The sequence below is a fragment of the Allobosea sp. BK604 genome, assembly GCF_004341515.1.
Lineage (GTDB): Bacteria > Pseudomonadota > Alphaproteobacteria > Rhizobiales > Beijerinckiaceae > Allobosea.
This window is the reverse complement of record NZ_SLZF01000001.1, coordinates 891,821-910,840: the sequence shown is the minus strand read 5'-3', so window position 1 is coordinate 910,840 and position 19,020 is coordinate 891,821. Positions and strand designations below refer to the sequence as shown.

16 protein-coding genes and 1 pseudogene are annotated in these 19,020 nt (G+C 65.6%); 10 read left to right on the top strand and 7 right to left on the bottom strand.

Annotated features, from left to right (window positions below):
• The first annotated feature begins 8 nt into the window (after window positions 1–8).
• The 4 genes from EV560_RS36775 (at window position 9) to EV560_RS04390 (ending at window position 5,972) form a co-directional block, all read left to right on the top strand.
• Entirely contained in the window at window positions 9–1,142 is a 1,134-nt protein-coding gene (locus tag EV560_RS36775; RefSeq protein ID WP_348982186.1) for an ABC transporter ATP-binding protein, read from the top strand.
• Window positions 1,139–3,256, top strand: a complete 2,118-nt coding sequence (locus EV560_RS04400) for an ABC transporter permease (RefSeq protein ID WP_131854333.1) — start codon at window positions 1,139–1,141, stop codon at window positions 3,254–3,256. Before EV560_RS36775 ends, EV560_RS04400 begins: the two co-directional genes overlap by 4 nt.
• A 7-nt stretch (window positions 3,257–3,263) precedes the next feature.
• On the top strand, window positions 3,264–4,505 hold the full coding sequence (locus EV560_RS04395) for an aminotransferase class III-fold pyridoxal phosphate-dependent enzyme (protein ID WP_131854331.1): 1,242 nt from the start codon (window positions 3,264–3,266) through the stop codon (window positions 4,503–4,505).
• A gap of 186 nt (window positions 4,506–4,691) precedes the next feature.
• A complete protein-coding gene (locus EV560_RS04390) occupies window positions 4,692–5,972 on the top strand; it encodes an MFS transporter (protein WP_131854329.1) in 1,281 nt (426 codons plus the stop codon).
• Window positions 5,973–6,108: 136 nt separating this feature from the next.
• Here the strand turns inward: EV560_RS04390 and EV560_RS04385 are convergent.
• A pseudogene (locus tag EV560_RS04385) lies at window positions 6,109–7,750 on the bottom strand (MFS transporter).
• Window positions 7,751–7,954: 204 nt separating this feature from the next.
• Between EV560_RS04385 and EV560_RS35990 the strand changes: the two are divergent.
• Entirely contained in the window at window positions 7,955–8,152 is a 198-nt protein-coding gene (locus EV560_RS35990; RefSeq protein WP_207907939.1) for a hypothetical protein, read from the top strand.
• Here EV560_RS35990 and EV560_RS04375 read toward each other — a convergent pair.
• The 5 genes from EV560_RS04375 to EV560_RS04355 are packed head-to-tail and all read right to left on the bottom strand — an operon-like array spanning window position 8,149 to window position 13,338.
• The gene (locus EV560_RS04375; RefSeq protein ID WP_165923313.1) at window positions 8,149–10,248 is read right to left on the bottom strand and encodes a xanthine dehydrogenase family protein molybdopterin-binding subunit; all 2,100 of its coding nucleotides are present in this window, start codon (window positions 10,246–10,248) and stop codon (window positions 8,149–8,151) included. The two genes, EV560_RS35990 and EV560_RS04375, sit on opposite strands and share 4 nt — an antisense overlap.
• A 1-nt stretch (window position 10,249) precedes the next feature.
• Complete coding sequence (locus EV560_RS04370) at window positions 10,250–10,720, bottom strand: (2Fe-2S)-binding protein (protein WP_131854325.1); 471 nt, start codon at window positions 10,718–10,720, stop codon at window positions 10,250–10,252.
• 27 nt (window positions 10,721–10,747) lie between these two features.
• A complete protein-coding gene (locus tag EV560_RS04365) occupies window positions 10,748–11,629 on the bottom strand; it encodes a beta-keto acid cleavage family enzyme (RefSeq protein ID WP_131854324.1) in 882 nt (293 codons plus the stop codon).
• A gap of 43 nt (window positions 11,630–11,672) precedes the next feature.
• Window positions 11,673–12,437: an SDR family NAD(P)-dependent oxidoreductase gene (locus EV560_RS04360; RefSeq protein WP_131854322.1), complete on the bottom strand. Its 765-nt coding sequence runs from the start codon at window positions 12,435–12,437 to the stop codon at window positions 11,673–11,675.
• A 7-nt stretch (window positions 12,438–12,444) separates the two neighbouring features.
• Window positions 12,445–13,338: a dioxygenase family protein gene (locus EV560_RS04355; protein ID WP_131854730.1), complete on the bottom strand. Its 894-nt coding sequence runs from the start codon at window positions 13,336–13,338 to the stop codon at window positions 12,445–12,447.
• Window positions 13,339–13,666: 328 nt separating this feature from the next.
• On the opposite strand from EV560_RS04355, the gene EV560_RS04350 reads away from it, so the two are divergent.
• From EV560_RS04350 to EV560_RS04340, 3 genes are read left to right on the top strand one after another with little or no spacing between them, the layout of a single operon-like run.
• Window positions 13,667–14,698, top strand: coding sequence for a quinone oxidoreductase family protein (locus EV560_RS04350; protein WP_131854320.1), 1,032 nt, complete (start codon window positions 13,667–13,669; stop codon window positions 14,696–14,698).
• A 1-nt stretch (window position 14,699) separates the two neighbouring features.
• Complete coding sequence (locus tag EV560_RS04345; RefSeq protein WP_131854318.1) at window positions 14,700–15,056, top strand: cupin domain-containing protein; 357 nt, start codon at window positions 14,700–14,702, stop codon at window positions 15,054–15,056.
• A gap of 1 nt (window position 15,057) precedes the next feature.
• On the top strand, window positions 15,058–15,978 hold the full coding sequence (locus tag EV560_RS04340) for an ABC transporter substrate-binding protein (RefSeq protein ID WP_131854316.1): 921 nt from the start codon (window positions 15,058–15,060) through the stop codon (window positions 15,976–15,978).
• A 39-nt stretch (window positions 15,979–16,017) separates the two neighbouring features.
• On the opposite strand, the gene EV560_RS04335 is transcribed toward EV560_RS04340, so the two are convergent.
• Entirely contained in the window at window positions 16,018–17,154 is a 1,137-nt protein-coding gene (locus tag EV560_RS04335) for a LacI family DNA-binding transcriptional regulator (RefSeq protein WP_248311882.1), read from the bottom strand.
• 35 nt (window positions 17,155–17,189) lie between these two features.
• On the opposite strand from EV560_RS04335, the gene EV560_RS04330 reads away from it, so the two are divergent.
• Together EV560_RS04330 and EV560_RS04325 are read left to right on the top strand one after the other, a co-directional pair.
• Window positions 17,190–17,576: a RidA family protein gene (locus EV560_RS04330; protein ID WP_131854314.1), complete on the top strand. Its 387-nt coding sequence runs from the start codon at window positions 17,190–17,192 to the stop codon at window positions 17,574–17,576.
• 20 nt (window positions 17,577–17,596) lie between these two features.
• On the top strand, window positions 17,597–18,955 hold the full coding sequence (locus EV560_RS04325) for an MFS transporter (RefSeq protein WP_131854312.1): 1,359 nt from the start codon (window positions 17,597–17,599) through the stop codon (window positions 18,953–18,955).
• The last annotated feature ends 65 nt before the right edge of the window (window positions 18,956–19,020 follow it).

Below are 19,020 nucleotides of genomic sequence, written 5' to 3'. Positions count from 1 at the left end.
CCGGACCGGTGATCGAACTGGCGGTCCCTGCCGCCGCCGCCGAGCGGCCGCCCCTGGCAATGACAGGGCGGCCGCATCTGGCCGTGCGCGACATCGTCAAATCCTATGGCGGCAAATCCTATGGCGGCGCGTCGCGCGCCGTCGATGGGGTCACGCTCGCCCTGGCCAAGGGCGAGTTCGTCACGCTGCTCGGCGATTCCGGTTGCGGCAAGACGACCCTGCTCCGGATCATCGCCGGTTTCGTGCGGCCCGATAGCGGGCAGGTCACGCGCGGCGGGCAGGATGTCACGGAGACGGCGCCGGCGCGGCGGCGGATGGGCTTCGTCTTCCAGTCCTACGCGCTGTTTCCGACGAAGACGGTCGCGGACAATATCGGCTTTGCGCTCGCCATCGCCGCGCGGGGCCGCGCCGAGCGGGAACAGCGCATCGGCGAGCTCGCCCGGCTGGTCGAGATGGAGCGCCTGCTGGAACGCCACCCGCACGAGCTTTCCGGTGGTCAGCAGCAGCGCGTCGCATTGGCGCGCGCGCTCGCCTCCGATCCCGAGGTGCTGCTGCTGGACGAGCCGATGTCGGCCCTGGATGCCCGTATCAGGGTCAAGCTGCGCAACGAGCTGCGCATGATCATCGACCGGCTCGGCATCACCACCCTCTATGTGACGCATGATCAGGAGGAGGCGCTCGCCCTGTCCGACAGGGTCGCGGTCATGCGCAATGGCCGCATCGAGCAGATCGGCACGCCGACCGAGATCTATCATCGGCCCTGCTCCGCCTTCGTCGCTCAATTCGTGGGCACCTCCAATCTTGTCGAGGGCCATGCCGCCGCCGGCGGCGTCGATGCCTATGGCGAGCTCTGGCCGATGGCGTTCCCGACCGACATCCGGCCGAGACAACCCGTGATGGCCGTCTACCGGCCAGAGCACATCGCGGTGGCTTGCGAGGGGCAGGGGCTGGCCGGGCGGGTCGTCAGCTCGGCCTTCCTCGGCGCGGTCGTCCGGCTGACGGTGACGCTCGACTCGGGGCGCACGGTGATCGTCGATTGCCCGTCGCACCAGGCCGAGCGGTTCGGCGCGCGCGGGGCGTCGGTGACGCTCATTCCGGATGCAGAGCGCGCGGTCCTGGTTCCCGCCCAAGCGCTGTCGTGACGCGGCTGCTGCGAGAATTGCCGCGCGCGCTCGTCAGCGGCGTCGTCGCGCTCCTGCTGATCGTCTTCATCGGCGTGCCGATCGGAGCCGTGCTGGTCGAGAGCGTCGTGATCTCCGGGCCGATGCCGCCGGTGCGCCTCAAAGCCATCACGGCCGATGCGCTCGGCCGGTTGCCGGAGGAGGAGCGGGCGGCCCTGATCCGGCGCTGGGTCGAAACGGCGACGGAGGCCGAGCGCGTCGAAGCGGCCGCCACCGCATTCCAGCTCGCCGGGCTCGTGCCCTCCTGGGATCGCAAGGCGCCCTATTCAGACCAGGCGCGCGCGATGGAGGCCGCCCTCGCGACGCTGCCGCCGCAAGACCGGGAGCAGGTGGCCCAGAACCGGTCGATCGCCCATGTGATGCTGCACAAGCGGACCGCGCTCGCCTTCAGGGTCAAGGCCCAGCTCGGCCAGCAGGGCTTCGACACATTGCGCAATGGCAGCGAGGCGCGCTGGGGACTGGATCATTATCTCAAGGTCTTCCAGGACTCGTACCTGCGCAACGCGGCGCTCAACAGCCTGTCGCTGGCGGCCTTGTCGGTCATGCTCACGGTGCCGCTCGCCTTCGCGCTCGCCTATGGCATCAATTGCGGCGGCATACCCTGGCCCGCGGCGATGCGGGGCGTTTTCCTGATGCCGCTGGTCGCGCCGCCCGTGCTGATCGCGACGGCCACGGTCATGCTGTTCGGCCGGCGCGGCCTGGTGACCTATGCGCTGCTGGACCGGGGTTTCGGCCTGATCGACGCCGACGAGACCAACCTTTACGGCCTGTTCGGGGTCGTGCTGGCGCAGATGCTGTCCTTCATGCCGGCGACACTGATCATCCTCGACAATGTCCTGCGCCGGCAGGACGGCCGGGTCGACGAGGCAGCCGCCGGCCTGGGCGCCGGCCATTTCACCACCTTCCGGCACGTCACGCTGCCGCTGGCATGGCCGGCGCTCAAGCGCGCCATCGTGCTCGTCTTTATCATGAGCCTGACCGATTTCGGCAACCCGCTGATCCTCGGCCGCGATACGCCCGTGCTTGCCGGCATCATCTATGACGAGATCACGGCCTATCGGAACACGCCGCTGGCAGCGGCGCTCTGCGTCTGGCTGATCATTCCCTCGCTGCTGCTCTATCTTGGCCTCGAGCTGCTCGGGCGGCGCAAGGGCTATGCGAGCGCCAGTATCGCGGCACGGTCCGAACTGCCGATGCCGCGCAGTTGGCGCATCGGGCTGACCGTGATCGCCGGCATCGTCGCCGCCCTGATCTTCGCGGTCTACGGCACGATGGCGCTGGGCGCCGTGACAAGGGTCTGGGGCACCGATTGGAGCCTGACGCTCGGCTACTTCAGCGGGGAGGGCGTCAATATCGGCCTTGCCGGGACCGGCTATGGCAGCTCGGAGCGCGGGCTCGGGCTCGTCTGGGAGAGCCTGCGGATCGGCCTGATCGCGGGGCCGATCGGCGGGCTGCTTGCCGTGGTGATCGCCTATGTCGTCGAGCGCCTGCGGCCGCCCGGCGCCAATCTCATCGTCTTCCTGGTGCTGGTGCCCGCCATCCTGCCGGGTATCATCTTCGGCATCGGCTATATCGTCGCCTTCAACGTCCCCCTCGGCATTCCCGCGTTGTCGCTGACCGGCACCTCGGCGATCCTGGTCATCAACATCCTGTTCTCCAACATTTTCGTCGGCGTGCTCGCCGCCCGCGCGGCGCTCCAGCGGGTCGACCGCTCGATCGACGAAGCGGCCGAAGGCCTTGGCGCGGGGCTGGTCTCGCGCTTCGTCAACGTCACCTTGCCGATCCTGCTGCCGGCCCTGCTGCTCGGGACGCTCTATGTCTTCATCGACGGGCTGACGACCCTCTCCTCGGTGATCTTCCTCGTGTCGGGCAATCACAAGCTGGCCTCGGTCGCAATCTTCAATCACGCGAATTCCGGCGAATACGGCTACGCAGCCGCCAAGAGCCTCGTCCTGCTTGCCTTCGCGCTTACAGCCATCGGCCTGGCGAGGCTGATCGAGCGGCAGCGGGAGGCCGGAAGGCAGCGACGCTCGCCGGCCGCTCTGCCCGGCCTCCCTTCCGCAATCTCCCGGTGAATGCCGAATGACCCTGGATCTCGTCTCGCGCGACGCCGCCGCCTTCTTCCATCAGGATGGGTCGAGCCCCTGTCTGTCGGCCCTGCGCGCCGTCGAGGGAATCTGGCTGGAAGATGTCGACGGACGGCGCTTCATCGACCTCCACGGCAACACCGCCCATCATGTCGGGCATCGCCATCCGGAGATCGTCACGGCGCTAAAGCGCCAGCTCGACACCTTGCCGTTCTCGCCACGGCGATACACCAACGAGCCCGCGGTCGCGCTTGCCGAAAAGCTGCTCGCCCGCTGGCCAGGTGCACCCGCCAAGCTCCTCTTTGCCACCGGCGGCTCGGACGCGATCGAGATCGCCCTGAAACTGGCGCGCGTCGCGACCGGCCGGCATGAGACGATCTCGCTCGAGGGCTCATATCATGGCCATGGCTTCGGCAGCTTCGGCCTGTCGAAGGCGATTCCCGATCCGCGTCTGGGCCCGTTCCTGCCGGGGCGTCGGCATGTCTCGCCCTATTGGGCGCCGGATGGTGCGCGGCGCATGCTCGCAGAGATGCGCGAGGCCTTCGCGCAGTCGCAGACCGGCATCGCCGCCGTCATGGCCGAGCCGATCCGCTCGAACTGTCATTTGCCGCCAGAGGGACTCTGGTCCGAAGTCCGTGGGCTCTGCGACCGGCACGGCGCGCTCCTGATCTTCGACGAGATCCCGTCAGGCCTCGGCAAGACCGGCCGCTTCTTCGCCTTCGAGCATGTCGGGGCGGTGCCCGACGCGGTCGTGCTCGGCAAGGCGCTTGGCGGAGGCGTGCTGCCGATTGCCGCCGTGATCGCGGACGCACGGCTCGATATCGCGCCCGAGCTGAATCTCGGCCACTACACCCACGAGAAGAACCCGCTGACGACGCTCGCCGCCCTGACGACGCTCGAGATCATCGAGCGCGACCGGCTGGTGGAGCGCGCGGCGGAGCTGGAGCAGCGGATCAGAGCGCGGATCTCCGAACTCGCCGGCACGGCCCCGGCAATCCGTGGCGTGCGCGGCGCCGGGCTGCTGCTTGCGATCGAATTCGATCCCGCGGCCTGTGGGGCGGCTCCCGGGCCCGGATTTGCAGCAGAGCTCGTCGGGGCCTGCATGGCTGCCGGTCTCTCGACCACCTCAAAGGGCGATGCCAGCATCGGGTTTTCCCTGCCCATGACCGTGAGCGACGCGGAGCTCGCTCTGGTCTTGGATTCAGTCCGGAAGGTTGCCGAGGCGCTCCAGCGCTAGACGCGCCCGTCCTGCAACGGATAATCCGACTTTCGAGCGCCATCCCCCAAGGCGAACGGGCCTTCCAAGCTCAGCAGCCATGTTCAAACTGGGCTATCGTCAGGGAAGCGGGCGACCCATACCATCGTCGCGCTCAAGCCGGCGAGTGATGAGCTTCACCCGAGACAAGACGACGATCGCGACGCCATGACTTCCATTGCAGAGACCCGCGACCAGGCTGCGAAGCATGGCGCCCTGAGAAATGCGCTCCTGTTCGGCGTGCCGCTGCTCGTGCTCGCCCTGGGGCATATGCTGTCAAACCTGCTGCGGACCTTGCCGGGCATCGCGGCCGATGTGATCGCGACCGATCTCGCCGTCTCGCCCGACACCCTGGCAGGCCTGACCGGGGCTTATCATTTTGCTTTCGCCGCAGGTCAGATACCCGTCGGCGTCGCGCTCGACCGCTTCGGCGTGCGCGCGGTATCGCTGACCCTCTTCGCGATCGTGACCGCGGGCGCGGTCCTGGCCATGATCGCGGGCGGCCCCGGCGGGTTCCTGCTGGCTCAGATCACCCTCGGCATCGGCTGTTGCGGCATGCTGCTTTGCCCGATGACCTTGGCTGCGAAGACGCTGAGCGCCGACAAGTTCGGCCTGTGGTCGGGCCTGATCCAGGGCGTGGGCAATTCGGGCATGCTGCTTTCGGCCAGCCCGATGGCCTGGCTGGTCGAACATCAGGGCTGGCGCACCGGTTTCGGGCTGGCAGCCTGCCTGGCCGTCGTGGTTGCCGTGCTGGTGATGCTGACGGTGCCCAGGACTATCCCCGGGCAGGGCAGCGGCCGGGCGGGCCTGCGTTCCGAAGCCAGGCAGGTGATCAGGATCGGCGCCTCGCCGGCCTTGCGCGGGGTCGTCATCCTGGCCTTCGCATCCTTTGCGGCCGGCATCGCGGTGAGGGGGCTCTGGGGCGGCGTCTGGCTGATGGAGATCAAGCACCTGTCCCGGCTGGAGGTCGGGAATGCGCTTCTTCCGCTGACGCTCGCGCTCGTGGCAGGGCCGATGCTCTACGGCATTGCCGACCGGCGCTTCGGCCACCGCCGCTTCGTCCTGACGGCGACGCATGTGATTGCCGCCATGACGCTGTTCGCAGTCGCGGCCGGCGGTCCCGGGGGATTCCTGGCGAAGGCCGCTGGCCTGCCAATGCTCTCGCCGGCATTCGACGTCTTCGCCTTCCTGCTGCTCGGGGCGGCGCTGTCGTCGCAACCGCTCCTGTTCGCCATGGCGCGAGACGCGGTCTCCCCTGAACATGCCGGCAAAGCGCTCGCCGCGGTCAACCTGTCGTTCTTCGCAGGGGCGGCCATCCTGCAATCCTGCACCGGCCCGATCGCAGCCAGCCTGGGTCTGGGCGCGGTGATGCTCTTCCTGGCCGCGGTCCTGATTGTCACCGCGACCGCTTTTGCCCTTCTGACGAAGCGCTCTCGCGCGCAGGACTGAGGCTGGGGCGCACCAGCGCCCAGCCGGCATTCGCACTTATCTCCTGCATGTCGAGGGGCGACCGACGGCCTGCCCGGACTTTCGGGATCAGGACAGTGGTCTGACAGAGCCGAACCTTTGCCAGCCTTTGGGGCGTTCAGGTATGGGGTGTGTCAGACCCGAAAATATCGGCCTTTCGCGGTGTGGCGGTGGGCCGCTCGATCGAGAGGGTTATTGCGGGCGGCTCGTGTCCCATGTGCAGGTCGATCAAGCTGGCATCCAGCGCCCGGTCGGCGGCGGTCTGGCGGTAGTTGAAACGCAGATAGTCGTTCCAGGTGGGCGTGCGGAACGTCTCGGTCCAAACGGCGGTATCGTGCAGATTGCGCGTCAGGATCCATCGGCGCGCACCGTTGCGCGCTTGGACGCGCCGCCGCTGCAGCATCAAGGCGAGAAAGGCTTCGATCTGTTCGGTTGGAATCCGGTACGATCTTGACCGCGATCGGCCCGCTTCGCGGCTTCACGTCCAGGCTGATCGCGGGCGCCTCGAAATGATCAGGCGTCGAAACATCCGCGTCCTTGCGCTGATGGATTGGCAGGATCAAGCCAAGAATAGCGACGCCAAGAGACGCTGCGGTCGATGCCTGCAAGGCGAAACTCAGGGAATAGCTCTCGGTCACCATGCCCCAGAGCCAGCTCCCTGCGGCAAGCCCGCATGAGGTGAGAGCGTAGTAGAGCGAAATTGTCCGGCCGACGACCCAGCGGGGGCTCGCCCATTGCACGCTGATACTCAGGCCCGACCACCCCAGGACCCATCCGGCCCCGCCGAGCATGAGCGCGACGGCGGCGACAGCAGCGGTTTGCGTCATCGAGAGGGTGATCGTGCAAATCGCGCAGGCGACGCAAGCCAGCTTCAAGAGCTGCTCATCCGACAGCCTGACCCGGAGTGCCGTGGACGTCAGGCCTGCCAGCAGCGCTCCTGCGCCGAAGCCGGCCATCAGGACACCATAGGCAACGGCTCCCTGTTTCAGCTGGTCACGAACGACCAGTGGCAGAAGGGCGAGGATGGCGATGCCAGCGAGCCCAAACAGGAAGCCACGTGCGAGCGCCGTCTTGATCTCGGATGACAGGGAGGTGAAGCGAATTCCGTCGGAGATCGCCGTCAGCATCGCTTCGGGTGGCAGCCTGGAGACAGGAACTTTCCATTTCGACCGCCAGACCACAATCAGTGGCGCAAAATGGCCGAGGGTATAGAGACAGAAGGCTGTCAGCGGGCCGAAGGTCGCGAGAATGATGCCGCCCAGGGCCGGTCCGACGCTGCGAACAGTGTTGAAACCGACAGATGTCAGTGTCACGGCAGCGGCCAGATCCTTGCGATCGACGATATCGCCTACGGATGCCTGCCAAGCCGGGTCATTGAAGGCGATGCAGCACCCCGCCAGGAAGCTGAAGAACAGGATGATCCAGGGGTTGATCAGTCCGACTGCAACCAGGACCGTTAGTGTGGCCGCGGTCAGCGCCATCAGGGACCGCGCAATCAGCATCACCTTGCGGCGATTGAAATTGTCGACGATGGCGCCGGCGAAGATCGACAGGATGAAGGCCGGCAGGTTCGTCGCGGCCTGAACCGACGCGACCATCACGCTCGATGGCGTGATCGTCGCCATCAGCCAACTCATCGCGATGGTCTGGATGAGCCATCCTAGTGCCGAGATCAGCCCGGCGAGCCAAATGGCGCGGAACGTCGTGTTTCTGAGCGGCGCAAACGGCCCCGCGCCTGCTGCAGGCCTTGGCACATCCATAACTTGACTCATTTTCGGCTTTTGGTCCGAACGCGCTACCGTAGTGTCACGTCACAGTTCTGTTTGGAAAGACGCGTCGAAAGCCGTCTGTGGAATAAGTTTCGTGGCAATGGGCTTCGTCGAGGTCATTTCGCCCCGGGCGATAGCGTGCTTGGCCAGTAGCGGATACCAGCTGCCCAGACCACTCCCGATTCGGACAGTGCGATGTACATCCGCGTTGTCGTCACCGCGGGCGAGCCCGGCCACGTCGTCAAGCTGAGCATCCACGTGCCCAGCTTAGACGCGCTATATCGGATGGTGCAGAGCGGTCTCGGCGTGGCCCTGATCCCCAATCGCGCCTTCGAGGCGCCCGGGTTTCTCGAACGGGATGTCGTTGTCGAGCCGTGCCGAAGCGAGAACTAGCCCATCAACGTCGCGATCACGCGATCGCGCGTTATCGGCAGGTCGTAGATTCTGGCTCCGAGCGCGGCGGCGACAGCATTGCCGATCGCGCCGGCGGTAGGACCAAGTGAGATTTCACCCACGCCCGCCGGCTCGTGGCTCGGGTCGGAAAGGATCTCGACCTGAATGTCCGGGATCTCGGCGAAGCTCAGGATCGGGTAGTCGCGCCAGCTTTCGGCGGTGAGGAATGGGCCCTCCGTCGGCACTGCCTCCTTGAGGGTCCAGCTCGCTGCCTGGATCATGCCCCCTTCAACCTGCGCGATGATCCCGTCGGGATTGATCGCCAGGCCGGGGTCCACGACGCCCCATAGCCCACGGAGTGAAATCTGCTCGTCGACCTCCACGATAGCGGCCACGGCGCAATAGCTGCCGCTGTTCTTGAAGCGCGCGAAGCCCACGCCGCGGCCACGACCATCGTGCAGCGGCTCGTGCCAGCCGGATATCGCAGCGACGCGTTCGACGACTGCACGCGCACGCGGATCGGAAAGATGCGCCAGACGAAACGCGATGGGGTCTGTGCCGGCAACCTCGGCGAGCTGGTCCATCATGCTCTCGACGGCGAAGACATTGGCGAAGGCGCCGAGCGAGCGCAGCGCCGATAGCCTGAACGGCATGGCCGGGACGAACTGATGAACGACGCGCTGCGGAAAATCATAGAGTGCGACCGCGTTCTTGGTCCCGCCATTATGGCTCGGCAGGTCACGCTGGGCGGCGGGCTTCCAGGCGTCGGCGATGGCGGCGGGACCGAGCAGGTTGACGCCGCCATTCCAGCCCGGACGCTGGATGTGCGAGCCCGAGCGCGTTTCCAGCTCCCAATGGACGATCCGCTCGCCGGCAACGGCGGCCGCGATCCGCACGCTCATCGGCGAACCGAGCGGCTCGGCGGTCAGTTCGTCCTGGCGCGACCATTGGACCCGCACCGGGCGGCCGGGTACGGCGCGGGCGAGAAGCAGCGCGTCCATTGCCGCGTCGTCGGCGCCATTATGCCCGTAGCAGCCCGCGCCCTGCGAATGGCGGACCCTGACCTGCTCGATATCGCAGCCCAAGATCCGCGCGGCCTGATCACGCAAGGCGAAGACCGTCTGGGAATGACTCCACAATTCCGCACCGTCTGGTCGGATGACGGCGAGTCCGCAGGAGGGCCCGATCGAACCATGACCGACCAGTGGCTTGGTGAAGGTGGCCTCCACGAGCTCGTTCGGCGCTGGTTCGTTCGCCGCGAGGTCGTCGCGAATGGCGGTATCGACGCTCGGCAGCCTGTGCAGGATATCGAGCGCTGTCTCATGGCGCCCGGCCTCGGGCAAGAGCCACTTGGCAGCAGCCGTGACGAGCTCCATGGCCTTGTCGAGATCGTGCTCCGTCTCGGCCAGCACGCCAATGAAATCCTGCTCGAGGACGACCGCGGAGACACCTTTGCGGCCGCGGATGCGGTCCACGTCGACATGCTGGAGGCGGGCGTCCGGATGCGGCTTCCGCAGGACTCGTCCATGCAGCATGCCGGGAAGGTTGATGTCGTGGATGAAGGCCGCTCCTGCGAGTTTCTCCTGTGATCCGACGGCAGGTGCGCTCGTGCCGACGAGTCTGTAGCTGCCGCGTGGCTTGAGCGGCGCGCTGCGGTCGACCGGCACATCGAGGTCGACATCCGCAGCGACGCTCCAGATCGTATCCGCCAGCAGTTCTCCGTCGCGCCGAAATCGGCCGTTGCGGGCCGTGACCTGACCGGGCGGAACCTGAGCGCGCATCGTGGCGGCGTCGAGGAGGCGTCGCCCCAGGTCTGCCGCGGCATGCCGGACGATGACCCCCGACGTTTCGATGGACATGCTGCCGACCGTGCCGGCCTCGAGCGGGGAGAGGCCGGTGTCCCCGGAGAGCACGTCCATCTGGTCGAGTTCGAGATCGAGCTCCTCGGCAGCGATCTGGAGCAGCGCTGTCAAAATGCCTTGGCCGAGCTCGACCTTGCCGGTCTTCAGCAGCACCTTGCCGGGGAGGGAGAGATCGAACCAGTCGCCGAGACTTGTATTCGCGGGAGATGGTGGGGCAAGGGCTGGCGAAGCCATGTCACCGGTCCATGTCAGCGAGCAAGGTTGCGGCCTTCTCCACTCCGCGCAAGATGCTGCCATGGGCGCCGCAGCGGCAGAGATTGCGCGACAGCGCGGCGCGTATCTCCGCGCGGGCCGGCTGCCGATTGCGCATGAGCAGGTCGTGAGCGGTGACGAAGATGCCACTCAGGCAATATCTGCATTGACCTGCCCCGGCTTCGAAAAACGCCGTTCTCAGCGCATCGGCGATCGGCCCTCGCAGGCCCTCGACCGTCTCGACATGCTTGCCGGCGGTATCCTCCACGAATTGACCGCAGGAATAGTGGAGGTGGCCGTCGATGAGAACGGTGCAGGCTCCGCAATCCTCGGCGCCGCAGCCGAAGCGCGTGCCCTGAAGGCCGAGCTCGTTCCGCAGCGCCAATAACAGCGTGGAGTTTCCGTCGGCTGCGACGGTGACCGGCTCGCCGTTGAGTGTGAAGCTTGTGCCCATCGCGTTTTGCCCCCTTGAGCAGCGGCCTCAAGCTCCCGCCAGCTTGAGGGCGGCCCGGGCCTCGCGGGCGGTCATGATACCCGCGCCGATCGCTTCGACGATGCCGCAGGCTTTCTCGACCAGCACAGCATTGGACGGCGCCAGCTTGCCGCGCGCCAGGTAGACGGCATCCTCCATGCCCACACGGATATGGCCGCCGGCGATGAGCGCTTGAGCAGCCATCGGAAAGCTCCAGCGACCGATGCCGAAGGCCGTCCAGGTCGCGCCGGCCGGGAGCAGGCCGCGCGCATACAAGACCGTCTCCGCCGAGGGCTGAAAGCCGTATTGCACACCCATCACGATCGAGCATAGCGGAGCGGCATCGACGGTGCCGTCCTTCACCAGATCCTGCAGCAGTGCGATATCGCCGGAATCGAACAGCTCGATTTCCGGCTTGACGCCGCTCTGGCGAATGATCTGCGCCATCTTGCGGACATTGCCGGGCGTGTTGATCACGACCTGGGCGCCCGAATTCATCGTATTCAGGTCGAGCGTGCAGATATCCGGCTTCAACGCGGCGATGTGCTCGACGCGCAGTTCCGGACGCATCAGGGTGGTTCCCGGCCCGAAGATCTTGGGATCTTCCTCCGACGGGACGAAACGCCCGCCTGGTCCCGTCGTGATGTTGAGGATCAGCTCCTCGTCCTTCTCACGAATTCGATCGACGACCTCCTTGTAGAGATCAAATGCAGTCGAAGGCTTGCCGGTCCTGGGATCGCGGACATGGATATGGGCGATAGCTGCACCCGCTCGCGCCGCTTCGAGTGCGGATGTCGCAATCTGTTCGGGCGTGATCGGCAGGTGCGGCGTCTGTTCCGGCATTGTCAGGTTGCCTGTCACGGCGCAGGTGACGAAGACCTTGTTTTGCATGTTGGCTTCCTCCTGGCTCGGGCCGGATCGGCGGCGGCGCGCTTTACAGTGCCCGCCCGCCGTCGACCTGGATGATATGGCCGGTCGAAAAGCCGAGATGAGTTGCGCAGGCCGTGATTGCGGCTGCGATATCGTCGACGGCGCCGATGCGCTTCAGGGGCGTGGAACTGGCGACCTTGTCGTTGAAATCGGCGCCGCGCCCGGGCACGAACTGCGTGTCGACCACGCCTGGTGATACAGCCAGCACCCGGACCTCCGGCGCCATCACGCGGGCCAATGCCTTGGTCATCACATCGATCCCGGCCTTCGCCGCGCAATAGGCGATGCTCGAGCCGACGGCGGTGAACGCGGCGATCGACGAAATCGAGACGACGAGCCCGTCGCCCGACGCCTTGAGCATGGGGGCGAAGGTTCTGATTGCGGCGAACTGGCCGCGCCAATTGACCTGGAACATCCTGTCGATGAGCTCATCGTCGAGGCTGTCGAGATCGGCATGTGCGACCGGCTTGGTGAAGCCGGCGGCATTCACCAGAATATCCAGGCGGCCGTAACGGGCGGTGATCTCCTGCCGCAGGGCGAGCAGGGACGGGGTGTCGACGATATCGGCAACGAAATGGCCGTGGTCCCGATCTTGCGGCAGCTGTGCAATGACGTCTTTCGCCATGCGCTCCGGGTCGGCGCCGGGCATGTGCGTCACGACGATCGTCGCGCCCGCAGCGGCGAGCATCTGAGCGGTCGCGGCGCCGATCGCTCCGGCCCCGCCGACGATCAGCGCCACCGTTCCGGAGAGGTTCTTCGGATAGCTCATGTCGGCCTCACTTGATCGGGGGAACGGGCAGTTTTGCTTCGCCGGGCTCCATGACGAAGCCGTAGTCGAGCGTGTACCGGGGGGGCGAGACGCCCTCCGCGGGCGGCGCGCCGTCCTCGTGCCGCACATAGGTGCCGATCAGATGGCGCGTCACACCGAAGACGACATCGGTCTGGAGACGATCGTCTTCGGCCACGAAGACCTGAGTGATCAGCGTCTTGTAGCCCTGCTTGAAGCCGAGAAAATGCAGATGCGCCGGCCGATAGGGATGGCGGTGCTGCGCCCGCAGCAGGTCGCCGACGGGGCCATGCGTGGGGACGGGATAGCCGGCGGGTCGGACGGAGCGGAAGCTGAAACGACCTTCGGAGTCGGTCCGGAACTTCCCGCGCAGGTTCATGTCGGCCTGATCGTCATCCTGGTTTTCATAAAGCCCGACAGGCGATGCCTGCCAGACATCGACCTCGACGCCGGCGATGGGAGCCCCATCGACATCGACGATCCGGCAATTCACGAAAAGCGCGGGCCCCGGCGTCGGCGAACGAAGGATGGAGCCGCCATTGGCCGTCGCGGGAGAGTTCATCCGCCAGAACGGGCCGAGCAGCGCAGCCGCCGTCTCGGTCGCGCCGGCATTGCCGTTATTGAGCAGGCACACGAGCGTGGAAAAGCCGAGGACGTCCGAGAAGAGCACGGCTTCGTTGTGGGAGTCATTCGTCGCCTGGCCGATGGCGTTGAGGAAGGCGAGGCCCTGCTCGAACTCCTCCTCGGTCAGCTTGACCTCGCGCGCAAAAGCGTGGGCATGCCGGACGAGGGCCGCCATGATCTCTCGCAGCCGGGGATTCTCCGCATTCGACATCGCGTCGATGACGGCGCCCGTGACCATTTGCTGGTTTTCGATGATCATTCGCCTTCTCCCTGCGCTTGAGGTATTACAATCGATTGCAGATAGCAAGGCGAAATCGAGTCGATGTCATTTGATGGCGGCTTGCGGCAAACCGCCGCCGTCCGTAGCGCCCGGGCGTCATGGTTGGGCGCAGGCCGCTTCCCTATCGGGAATATCCGTGGCTTTGAGGGCGAGAAGGCCCAAGGCCCAACCTATGATCCCTCGTGCGGCCTCTCGATGGGCGCAATGTGGGGATGCGCGAGCGTGGTTCGAAAATAGGCATCTCTCTTGACCGAGATCTGCAATCGATTGTAAAAGATTTGCCGCTGAGGGCTTCCTGGAGACCGAGATGAATGCGATCGAGGCGGCTGCCGCCCCGCCGGCTTTTTCCCGCGAGAGCCGGCGCCTGCATGTGACGGCAAAGGCGGACGATGTGTCCCGGCTCGATCTGCGGATGTCGCATGAGCCGGTGCGCTGGGGCCCCGGGCAGGCCGTGATCGAGATCAGCGCCGCAGCCGTCAATCCCAGCGACGTCAAGGCGACGCTGGGGATGATGCCGCACGCCAGATGGCCGAGGACGCCGGGTCGTGATTTCGCCGGGACGGTCGTCGAGGGACCGACGAATCTGCTGGGATTGGAGGTCTGGGGATCGAGCGGCGAGCTGGGCATCAGCCGGGATGGCAGCCATGGCACGCATCTGGTCGTCGACCTGGCCGATGTGCTGCCAAAGCCCCGTGCGATGTCGATGATCGAAGCGGGCGCCGTCGGCGTGCCCTTCGTCACGGCCTGGAAAGGGTTCGAGCGTTCAGGCTTCCCGAAGGCGGGCATGAACGTGGCCGTTCTCGGGGCGACCGGCAAGGTCGGGCAGGCCGCCATCCAGATCGCTTCGATGCTGGGCGCCAGGACGATCGGGGTCATGCGCGAAGGCGCGGCCTTCGACGGCTACCATGCCAACCCGGTCAGTATCGTGAGCGGCAACGGCGCCGAGGCCGCAGCCCGGATCCGCGAGCTGACGGACGGACATGGTGCCGACATCGTCTTCAACACGGTCGGCAGTCCCTATTTCGATCTGGCGCGTCAGATCCTGGCGCTGCATGCGCATCAGATCCTGATTGCGACCATCGATCGCGCCGTCCCGTTCGATATCCTGCAATTCTATCGCGGACAGCAGACATTTGTCGGGATCGATACGCTGGCCCTGAGTACGGCCGAGACGATCGCCATCCTCGGGCAGATGGTCCCGAGCTTCGAAAGCGGCGCGCTCAAGCCATTCCCGGTCCTGCCGTCTTCAATCTACACGCTCGATCAGGCGAAGGAGGCCTATGCCAAGGTGCTCGGCTCCTCGCGCGATCGCCTTGTCCTGGTCCCTGGGGGAGCTTGAGATGAATGTCACCCGGCTGAACGACGCGCCGTTCTACCACCCGCCCGCCCATGACGACATGCGCTGCCTGCGCTTGCAGGGTCACGAGGCCGGACCATCCTCGATGCTCTGGCTCGGGTTGTCGCATTTGCTGCCCGGCGGAAAGACCTCACTCGATACCTCGCCCCTCGAGAAGCTGTATTTCGTCGTCGAGGGCGAAGTCACCGTATCGACGGGCGAGGAGGAAGCCGTTCTGCGCCGCGGGGATTCCTGCCGCATCGCGCCTGGCGAGGCGCGGGCACTGCGCAACGATTCCAACAGCCCGTCGAGCATCCTTCTGGCGATGCCCCTTCCTGCTGCCACTCCCGCGAGCAGCTGAGATGGCCGATACGCTCCAAGTGATCGCGTTCCCGGGGGCTTCCAACTGGCCGCTATTCGCCGGCTTCGAGCGGAAATTCTTCACTGAGCGTGGCATCGACCTGCAGGTCAGCCTCACGCCGAACTCGCGCCATATGGCGCGCGAGCTGCACGAGGGACGGGCGCAAATCGCACTCACCGCCATCGACAACATCATCGCCTATGTCGAGGGACATGGCGAAGAGGTGCTCGAAGGCCCCATCGATTTCTTCGCCTTCATGGGGGTGGATGACGGTCTGCTCAGCGTGATGACGCAACCGGACGTCAAATCGCTTGCCGCACTACGCGGAACCACCTTGGCCGTCGATGCCATGACCACAGGCTTCGCCTTCGTCTTGCGCGAGTTGCTCCAGCAGGCGGGACTGCGCGACGGCGATGTCAGCTATGCCAGCGTCGGCACGGGCGCCGAGCGGCTGGCCGCTCTCAGCGCCGGGGCATGCACGGCGACCTTGCTCAATGCGCCGCTCTGTCTCGCCGCCGAGGCACAAGGCAAAGCGCGGCTGCTCCGCGTTCGCGACGTTCTCGGCAGCTATCAGGGCGTGGTCGGAGGCGCACGCCGCAGCTGGGCGCAAGCCAATACGCGGACGCTCCAGGCTTTCATCGCCGGCTTCCACGATAGTATCGGCTGGTTGGCGGACCCCGCCAACAAAGAGGCTGCCTGCGCGATCCTCGCGGCAAAGATGCCGCAGCTCAAGGCGTCGCTTGGCGCTGCCTATGATTTGCTGATCAGCCAGGGCGGCCTGACTCGCTCGCTCGACATCGATACGGAAGGCGTCGTCCGGGTGATAGACCTGCGGCGGCGCTACAGCACGCATGCCGACAAGCCCCTGGGCTCGCCCCTGGCCTATATCGACAATAGCTTCCGCCAGGCCGCGCTCGGCTGAAGCACTGCTGCGATCCCACCCGGCAGGCGCGCTGCTTGATCATGCCCGCGGTGAAGCGGTCGATGCCCTGACGACCAGTTGGGACGGCAGGACGACGTTATGCGGGGGGGAATCGTTGTTTTCGATCGCCGCCTGCAGCAACTGCCCGGCTTGCCGGCCCATCTGCTTGTGACTGATCCGCACGGTCGTCAGCGCCGGCGAAACGAGATCGAGCATCGGCATATCATTATGCCCGATGATCGAGATATCGGCGGGGCAGCTGAGCCCACGCTCTCGCAGTGCATCATAGGCGCCCAGGGCGAGAAGATCGTTGGCCGAAGCGATCGCCGTCAAATTGGGGCTGGCGTCGAGCAGGCGGTGCGTGGCGGCGGCGCCCTCCTCGCGGGTATAGGCCAGCGTGTCCTGGCAGGGAGCATCCTGGAGCTCGATGCCATGCGACAGGATCGCGAGTTGGAAGCCCCTGCGCCGGAGATAGCCGGTGGAGTGGCGGGACGGCCCCGCGAGATGGCCAATCGTGCGATGGCCGAGTTCGACAAGGTGGTCCACCGCCAGCTGCATGCCCAGGGCATCATCCGAAATCACGGCCGGCAAGCGCGCCCGCATCTCGGCACGGTTGACCAGCACGGCCGGCAGCTTCCTGCTCAGGCAATAGTCGACGAGCGGATCGTCACGGCTGACGGTTGCGAGGATCAGCCCATCGACCCGATGGGCGATGAGACCCTGAACGAGCTCTAACTGACGGTTCTCGTCATTACCGACGTCGGCGACGATGACGGAATAGCCCTGGGAGGCGAAAAGCTCGCTGACACCGCTGAGGATCGGGCCGAAGACCGGGTTCACGATGTCGGGGACGAGCACGCCCACCAGCTTGGATCGCCCCGTCCGCAGGCTGGCCGCGACCGGATCGCGGCGATAGCCCATCTGCGCGGCCGCCTTTTCGACGCGAGCGACGACATCCTCGGCGACCATCGAACGCGTTGCCGCATTCAGCGCCCGCGAGACCGTCGAGGCATGCACCCCGGCGCGTTCGGCGACCTGCTTCAAGGTCACGTTGGATCGGCGCTGGTCTTTATCGGATTCCATTCGCGATGCGGCGTGAGAGGGGGAGGAGACAGCGAGTATTCGAATTGGCAGCTTGACCGCAATGATTATTTCTGCAATCGATTGCAGAGACAAGGCAAGCGCCGTTCGCACTCTCACGGAGGCATGTGATGAAGAAAACTTTCGTTCGGGGCACCTGGCAGAAAACGCGCGCCTTCTCGCCTGCAATCGTTACGGAGGGCGGCAGGATCGTCTGGATTGCCGGCCATACCGGGCAAAAGGACGAGAATGGAAAGTCGCTCGCCGGCGATTTCGAGGCACAGACCTACCAGACCTTCAGGAACATCGAGGAGACGCTGAAGGAAGCGGGCGCGACCCTCAAGGACATCGTCACCATGACGGTCTTCCTGACCGATGCGCGAAACACGACGCGAATGACGGAGATCCGGTCGGAGATCTTCGGTTCCGACTTTCCGGCGAGCGCTGCGGTCACGGTCACCGGCTTCGCCGATCCGCACATGCTGATCGAAATTCAGGGCATCGCTGTCATCGAATAACTCAAAATGAGGGGATAATAATGTCGACTGCAAGCATCGGAGCGAGAATCGACAGATTGCCGGTGGGAAAATTCCACTGGAAGCTTTTTTATATTGTCGCCGTCGGCATGTTCTTTGAGGGATTTGACATCTATATCGCAGCCAGCGTTCTGGCTGGAACGACCAGCACCGGCTTTTCAACTTTTGCGCAAAATGGCCTGTTCATCTCGGCGACCTTCGTCGGCATGACGCTGGGGGCGCTCCTCACCGGCTTTCTCGGGGACCGCTATGGTCGGCGCCGCACCTACCAATGGAACCTGCTGCTGTTTGGTGCCGCCGCGATCGCCTCGGCCTTTGCGCCGGATATGCAGACGCTCATCATCCTGCGTTTTCTGATGGGGCTGGGATTGGGGGCCGAGAATGTGGTCGGCTATTCGATCATCGCTGAATTCTTCCCGAGCAAGACCCGCGGGCGCTGGGCGGGAATGATCTGCACGGCCGTGACATTGGGGCTTCCCGCGTCTGCGATCATGGCCTGGCTGCTGATCCCGATCTTCGGATGGCGCGTGATGTTCGTTCTCGGTGGAATCGGCGCGCTGATTGCGTGGCTGCTGCGGACGAAGCTGCCGGAATCGCCGCGTTGGCTCGAGATCGCCGGACGCGGCGCCGAGGCCGAAAAGCTCGTTTCCGAGATCGAACGTGAGATCGAGCGTGAACGAGGTGCGTTGCCCGCGCCCGATCTCACCCCGCCGCCGGCGATCGCGCGAGATCTCGGGCAGCTCTTCCGCGAGCCGCTGCTGTCGCGGGTGATCGTGGGCAGCGTCTCGCTGATGGTGGTGAACACGCTGATCTATGGCTTTATCGTCTGGATGCCGACCTTCTTCGTCAGCCAGGGGCAGACGATCACCAAGAGCACCGGCTTCGCCCTGCTGATGGCCCTGGGTGGCCCGCTTGGCTCCACGCTCGGCGCTCTCGCCTGTGACGCTTTGGGCCGGAAGGTCACCATCGTCGGATCGGCGCTCATCGGCGTGCTGCTGAGCGCGGCCTTCGCCCTCTCGACGGATGTCCTGGTCACGGTTTCGCTGGGCTTCCTTCTGACGATCCCGATCTACGTCCTCGTGGCGGCGCTGTTCGCGGTCTACATTCCCGAAATCTTCCCGACGGAATTCCGCCTGCGCGGCGTCGGGCTCTGCAACGCCGTCGGCCGCAGTGCCAGCATCATCGTCCCGCTGTTCATCGGGCCGGTCTTTGTCAGCTATGGCGTCGTCGGTGTTCTCAGCGTGATGAGCGCTGCGCTGCTGCTCATGGCGGTCGTGGTCGCGCTTCTCGGCATTGAACCGAGCCGCATGGGCTCGGCAGACTTGGACGAGGCAAAGCGGCCTGTGCCGGCTGCGTCATAAGCCGGGCAAGCGGGCTTTCCGACAATGACCCTGGCCGTTCGCCTGCGCGCGGGCAGCCAGGGTAG